Annotated in this window: 3 protein-coding genes; all 3 read left to right on the top strand. The window is 72.7% G+C overall.

Features of this window, described 5'->3' with window-relative positions; translation table 11 throughout:
• Positions 1-429: 429 nt before the first annotated feature.
• Complete coding sequence (locus ICW40_RS06000) at positions 430-1,608, top strand: MFS transporter (protein WP_308121653.1); 1,179 nt, start codon at positions 430-432, stop codon at positions 1,606-1,608.
• A 67-nt stretch (positions 1,609-1,675) separates the two neighbouring features.
• The gene (locus tag ICW40_RS06005) at positions 1,676-5,473 is read left to right on the top strand and encodes a nitrate reductase subunit alpha (protein ID WP_221652929.1); all 3,798 of its coding nucleotides are present in this window, start codon (positions 1,676-1,678) and stop codon (positions 5,471-5,473) included.
• Positions 5,474-5,638: 165 nt separating this feature from the next.
• The coding region (gene narH / locus ICW40_RS06010) for a nitrate reductase subunit beta (protein WP_221652930.1) at positions 5,639-7,474 on the top strand (1,836 nt) is incomplete at its 3' end.

Genomic DNA, 7,474 nt, shown 5'->3' on the forward strand with positions numbered 1-7,474 from the left:
CGAACCGGCCCTGCAGGGCGACGCGCGGCTGTCGCGCGAGACCTCCCGAACCGGCCCTGCAGGGCGACGCGCGGCTGTCGCGCGGGACCTCCCGAGCCGGCGCTGCATCGCGACCGGCGGCGGGGGGCGGGCGCGACGCTCTGGCCGGCCACGGCAACCGACCTTGGTCCCGCGTCGGCCCGGATCGGCCGGGGAGGATCGGCCTGCGAGGCCGCGGACCGCGCGCGAGTGGGCGGTCAAGGGTGGTGGTCTCGGACGTACCTGACCATGCTGGCGGGACGCGCCGGGGGGCCGGTGCTACGTTCGCAAGACCGACCGGCGATGGCGCCGGAGAGTCGCACGACGGGGGATGGTGCGGTGGTGACGGGAGACCGGCAGCACGCAGGGGTCACGCCGAGAGGTGGGCCGACGCCTCAGCCGACGACGGGCGTGGCCACCCGCAACCTCGTCCTCGCGACGCTCGGGTTCATGGTCAACTTCTGGGCCTGGGCGCTCATCAGCCCGCTCGGGGCCGCCTACCGGGACCGGCTCGACCTCACGGGCCTCCAGCAGTCCCTGCTCGTCGCCGTCCCCGTCGTCGTCGGGTCGCTCGGCCGCATCCCGGTCGGCGCGCTCACCGACCGCATCGGCGCGCGCGTCATGTTCCCCGTGGTGAGCCTGCTCACCGTCCTACCCGTGCTCTTCGTCGGCCTCGTGGCCGAGTCCTTCGTGGCGATGCTCGTCGGCGGGTTCTTCCTCGGGCTCGGCGGCACCACGTTCGCGATCGGCGTGCCGCTCGTGAGCTCCTGGTACCCGCCCGCACGCCGCGGCACCGCGCTCGGCATCTTCGGCATCGGCATGGGCGGCACGGCGATCTCCGCGTTCACGACCGTCCGTCTGCGCGAGGGCGTCGGCGAGGCCGCGCCCTTCCTCATCGTCGCTGCCGCGCTCGTGCTCTACGCCGCGGCAGCGGCGGCGCTCGTGCGCGACGCCCCGGGCCGGCCCCGGCCCGCGGGCTCGTTCGTGGCGCGCACCTGGGCGACCGCGAAGCTGCCGGCGACCGGTCAGCTCTCGGTCCTCTACGCGATCGGGTTCGGCGGCTTCGTCGCCTTCTCGGTCTACCTGCCGACCTACCTCATCAACGCGTACGGGCTCACGCCCGAGGACGCCGCCCTGCGCACCGCAGGCTTCGTCGTCCTGGCCGTCGCGATGCGTCCGGTCGGCGGCTGGCTGTCCGACCGGTTCGACCCCGTCGCCGTGCTGGTCGTGTGCTTCACCGGCTCGGCCCTCCTCGCCGTGCTCGCGGGCCTCGAGCTCGAGCTCCTCCCGGCCGGCACGGTCGCGTTCCTCGGGCTCGCTGCCCTGCTGGGTGCGTCCTCCGGCGCGACGTTCGCGCTCGTCGGGCGACTCGCGCCGCCCGAGAAGGTCGGCGCCGTGACGGGCCTCGTCGGCGCGGCCGGAGGACTCGGCGGCTTCGTCCCACCCCTCGTCATGGGCACCTTCTTCGACCTCACCGGCGACTACAGCGCCGGGCTGTACCTGCTCGCCGTCGCGTGCCTCGGCACCGCGGCCCTTACACGTGGGCCCGTCCGCCGCTCGGCCCGGAGGAGCGCCGCCGTGACCGGGTGACCCCCGCCCGCGGCACCGCTGCCCCGACCCCGACCGCAGAGCCACACCTCCCGAGAGGACGCGCACCGTGACCACACAGGACGCCCCGCAGGTACCGGCCGGGTCGGCGCCGGGCCTGGACGGCCCGGCCTCCGACGTCGTCCTGCGGCTCGGCAGGTACCTGCGGCGCGGCGAGGTCTCCGAGGACCTGCGCACCATCCACCGCGAGGGCGGCCGCGACGCCGACGTCTTCTACCGGGACCGGTGGAGCCACGACAAGGTCGTGCGGTCCACCCACGGCGTCAACTGCACCGGCTCGTGCTCGTGGAAGGTCTACGTCAAGGACGGGATCATCACGTGGGAGTCGCAGCAGACCGACTACCCGTCGGTCGGCCCCGACAGCCCCGAGTACGAGCCCCGCGGCTGCCCGCGCGGCGCCGCATTCAGCTGGTACACGTACTCGCCCACGCGCATCCGCTACCCCTACGTGCGCGGCCTGCTCCTCGAGATGTACCGCGAGGCGAAGGCCGCCGTCGGCGGCGACCCGGTCGAGGCGTGGGCGAGCATCGTCGACGACCCGGTCAGGGCGCGCCGCTACAAGGCGGCGCGGGGCAAGGGCGGGCTCGTCCGGGCGACGTGGGACGAGGCGGTCGAGATCGCGGCCGCCGCGCAGGTCCACACGATCAGGCGGTACGGACCCGACCGCGTCGCCGGCTTCTCGCCCATCCCCGCGATGTCGATGGTGTCCCACGGCGCCGGTGCGCGGTACCACGCGCTCATCGGCGCGCCGATGCTCTCGTTCTACGACTGGTACGCGGACCTGCCGGTCGCCTCGCCGCAGGTGTTCGGCGACCAGACGGACGTGCCCGAGTCCGGCGACTGGTGGGACGCCGGGTACCTCGTCATGTGGGGCTCGAACCTGCCGGTGACCCGGACGCCGGACGCCCACTGGATGGCCGAGGCGCGGTACCGCGGCCAGAAGGTCGTCGCGGTCTCGCCCGACTACGCCGACAACGTCAAGTTCGCCGACGAGTGGCTCGCGGTCGAGCCGGGCACGGACGGCGCGCTCGCGATGGCCATGGGCCACGTGACCCTCAAGGAGTTCTTCGTCGACCGCCGGGTCCCGTACTTCGTGGACTACGTCTCCCGGTTCACCGACCTGCCGTTCCTCGTCCGGCTCGACGAGCACGACGGCGTGCACGTCCCCGGCAAGTTCCTCACGGCCGAGGACCTGCCCGGCGCGGAGGCGCGCAGCGAGAACGCCGCGTTCAAGACAGTCCTCATCGACGGCCGCACGGGCAAGCCGGTCGTCCCGGGCGGGACGCTCGGCCACCGCTTCGGGGACGAGGGCGAGGGTCGCTGGAACCTCGACCTGGGCGACGTCGAGCCGCTGCTGAGCGCGGGCGGCGACCTCGCGCGCCCGGGCGGCGAGGCGGTCGAGGTCGCGCTGCCGCGCTTCGACACGCTCGACGGCCGGGCCGACGTCGTCCGGCGCGGCGTGCCCGTGCGGCGCGTGGGCGAGCACCTGGTCACCACGGTCTTCGACCTGCTGCTGGCGCAGTACGGGGTCGGCCGCGAGGGCCTGCCGGGCCGGTGGCCCACGGGCTACGACGACGCGACGTCCCCCTGCACGCCCGCCTGGCAGGAGCAGTTCACGGGCGTGCCGGCGGCCAAGGCCGAGCGCATCGGCCGCGAGTTCGCCGCCAACGCCGAGGAGTCGCGCGGCCGCTCGATGATCCTCATGGGCGCCGGGACCAACCACTGGTTCCACTCCGACCAGATCTACCGGGCGTTCCTCACGCTCACCACGGTGACGGGCTGCCAGGGCGTCAACGGCGGCGGCTGGGCGCACTACGTGGGCCAGGAGAAGGTGCGGCCCGTCACGGGTCAGCAGATGTACGCGACGGCGAACGACTGGGCCCGCCCGCCGCGCACCATGATCCAGACGGCGTACTGGTACCTGCACACGAACCAGTTCCGCTACGACGCCTTCGGCGCCGACACTCTCGCCGCGGCCGTGCCGGGCGCGCCCGGCGGCGACCTGTCCGGCAAGACGACGGCCGACGTCATCGCGCAGTCCGCGCGCATGGGCTGGATGCCGTCCTACCCGACCTTCGACCGCAACCCGCTCGACCTCGCCGACGACGCCGCCGCGGCCGGCGTGCCCGTCACCGAGCACGTGCCCGCGGAGCTCAAGGCCGGACGCCTGCGGTTCGCGGCCGAGGACCCGGACGCGCCGGAGAACTTCCCGCGGGTCCTGACCGTCTGGCGCGCCAACCTGCTCGGGTCCTCCGGCAAGGGCAACGAGTACTTCCTCCACCACCTGCTCGGCACGGACTCGAACCTCCTCGCGAGCGAGGCGCCGCCCGAGGCGCGGCCGCGCGACGTCGTCTGGCACGACGAGGCGCCGACCGGGAAGCTCGACCTGCTGCTCTCGCTCGACTTCCGCATGACGAGCACGACCATCTACTCCGACGTCGTGCTGCCCGCGGCCACCTGGTACGAGAAGCACGACCTCAACACCACGGACATGCACCCGTTCGTGAACTCGTTCAGCCCCGCGATCGCGCCGCCGTGGCAGACGCGCACCGACTTCGACATCTTCCACACGCTCGCGCGGACCTTCAGCGCCCTGGCGGTCCGGCACCTCGGCACGCGGCAGGACGTCGTCGCCGTGCCGCTGACGCACGACACCCCGGACGCCATGGCGAACCCGCACGGTCGGGTCCAGGACTGGAGGGCCGGCGAGTGCGAGCCGGTCCCCGGCCGCACCATGCCGAAGCTCGTCACGGTCGAGCGGGACTACCCGGCGGTCGCGGCGAAGCTCGCGACGCTCGGGCCGCTGCCCGAGAAGGTCGGTCTGACGACGAAGGGCGTGACGTTCGACGTCGGCAAGGAGGTCGACTACCTGGCCCGCAAGAACGGCGTCGCGCGCGTCGCGCCCGACCAGCCGGGCTCCGTCGCCGACGGGCGGCCGCTGCTCAGCCGCGACGTGCACGTGTGCGAGGCGATCCTCGCGCTGTCGGGGACGACGAACGGTCGGCTCGCCGTCCAGGGCTTCCACACGCTCGAGAGGCGGACGGGCACCCGCATGGCGGACCTCGCGGCCGAGCACGAGGGCAAGCTCGTGACGTTCGCGGACACGCAGGCGGCGCCGACGACGGTGATCACCTCACCCGAGTGGTCCGGCACCGAGCACGGCGGCCGCCGGTACTCGCCCTTCACGGTCAACGTCGAGCGGCTCAAGCCGTGGCACACGCTCACGGGACGCCAGCACTTCTACCTCGACCACGACTGGATCACGGAGATGGGCGAGGGGCTGCCGGTGTTCCGGCCGCCGCTCAACATGCAGGCGCTCTTCGCCGAGACGCGCGTGGGCGACGTGGCTGCCGTCGACGGGGGCGTCGACGGTGCGGGGGCCGGACAGCTCGGCGTGACCGTGCGGTACCTGACCCCGCACAACAAGTGGTCGATCCACTCCGAGTACCAGGACAACCTCTTCATGCTGTCGCTGTCGCGCGGGGGTCCCGGGATCTGGATGAGCGACCGGGACGCCGCCAAGGTCGGGATCCGCGACAACGACTGGGTCGAGGCCGTCAACCGCAACGGCGTCGTCGTGGCCCGCGCGATCGTCTCGCACCGCATGCCCGAGGGGACCGTGTACATGTACCACGCGCAGGACCGGCTCATCGACGTGCCGAGGTCCGAGACGACGGGCCGCCGCGGCGGCATCCACAACTCGCTGACCAGGCTGCTCATCAAGCCGAGCCACCTCATCGGCGGCTACGCGCAGCTCGCGTACGCGTTCAACTACCTCGGCCCCACGGGCAACCAGCGCGACGAGGTCACGGTCATCCGTCGGCGGAGCCAGGAGGTGGAGTACTGACATGCGAGTCACCGAGCGGCGACGTCCGGAGCGAGGAACGAGCGGAGGCGGAGCGCGAGCGACAACCGAGCGGCGACGTCCGGAGCGAGGGACGAGCGGAGGCGGAGCGCGAGCGACAACCGAGCGGCGACGTCCGGAGCGAGGAACGAGCGGAGGCGGAGCGCGATGAGAGTCATGGCTCAGATGGCGATGGTCATGAACCTCGACAAGTGCATCGGGTGCCACACGTGCTCGGTCACGTGCAAGCAGGCGTGGACGAACCGCACCGGCACCGAGTACGTCTGGTTCAACAACGTCGAGACCCGGCCCGGCCAGGGCTACCCGCGCACGTACGAGGACCAGGAGAAGTGGCAGGGCGGCTGGACGCTCAACAAGCGCGGCCGGCTGCAGCTCAAGGCGGGCGGTCGCCTCAAGAACCTCATGACGGTGTTCGCGAGCCCCAAGCAGCCGTCGCTCGACGAGTACTACGAGCCCTGGACGTACGACTACGAGAACCTCACCAACGCGCCGCTCCAGGAGCACTCGCCCGTCGCGCGCCCGAAGTCGCTCATCAGCGGCAAGGACATCAACGTCTCGTGGAGCGCGAACTGGGACGACGACCTCGGTGGTGCCCCCGAGCTCGCCACCGCCGACCCCGTGCTGCAGAAGGTCTCCGACAAGGTCAAGCTCGAGTTCGAGCAGACGTTCATGTTCTACCTGCCGCGCATCTGCGAGCACTGCCTCAACCCGTCGTGCGCCGCGTCGTGCCCCTCGGGCGCGATCTACAAGCGGGCCGAGGACGGCATCGTCCTCGTGGACCAGGACGCGTGCCGCGGGTGGCGCAAGTGCGTCACGGGCTGCCCGTACAAGAAGGTCTACTTCAACCACCGCACGGGCAAGGCCGAGAAGTGCACCTTCTGCTTCCCGCGCATCGAGGTCGGCCTGCCGACCATCTGCTCCGAGACGTGCGTCGGGCGCCTGCGCTACATCGGGCTGGTGCTCTACGACGCCGACCGGGTGCTCGAGGCGGCGAGCGAGCCGGACGAGACCCAGCTCCTCGCGGCGCAGCGTCGGGTCTTCCTCGACCCGTCCGACCCGGTGGTGCAGCGTGAGGCCGAGCGCGCGGGCATCCCGCGGGACTGGGTCGAGGCCGCGCAGCGCTCGCCGATCTGGGCGCTCATCAACACCTACGAGGTCGCGCTGCCGCTGCACCCCGAGTACCGCACGCTGCCGATGGTCTGGTACATCCCGCCGCTGTCGCCCGTGGTCGACGTCGTCGCCGAGACCGGGGAGGACGGCGAGGACCCGCACAACCTGTTCGCGGCGATCGACACGCTGCGCATCCCGGTCGAGTACCTCGCCGAGCTCTTCACGGCGGGGGACACCGCGCCCGTGACGGCCGTGCTCAAGCGCCTCGCCGCGATGCGCTCGTACATGCGCGACCTGAACATGGGCCGGCCCGGCAACCCCGAGATCCCGGCGTCCGTGGGGATGGCGGAGTCGACGCTCACCGAGATGTACCGGCTCCTCGCGCTCGCGAAGTACGACGAGCGCTACGTGATCCCCGCGGCGCACGCCGAGCAGGCGCACGGTCTCGAGGAGCTCGCGACCGAGTGCGCGCTCGACTACGACGGCGGCCCGGGCATGAACGAGTCCGGTCCCTTCGGCGAGGGCTCGGGCGGCGCGTTCCGGAACGACCCCATCGCGGTCGAGAACTTCCACATGCTCCAGCAGCGGCAGACGGCGGACACGATCGCCGACCCCGCGAGCCGGCGCGCCAAGGTCAACCTGCTGAACTGGGACGGCAAGGGCGCGCCCTCGGGCCTGTTCCCGCCGCGCCCGGACGCCACCGACGCCGTCGGCGAGGTCGGCGCCGACGGCGGCGGCGGGCCCGGACCGCGCGAGCCGGCGTCGGACGAGTCCGCGGCGATCGTCCAGCCGCGGCCGCTCGGCGGCGCCGTGTCAGGACCGGCGGGTGCGGGCACCGAGCCGCGGCCGGACCAGGGCGGCGGCACCCCGGAC

Origin of the sequence: Actinotalea ferrariae (assembly GCF_019733465.1) — a bacterium.
GTDB classification, from domain to species: domain Bacteria; phylum Actinomycetota; class Actinomycetes; order Actinomycetales; family Cellulomonadaceae; genus Actinotalea; species Actinotalea ferrariae_A.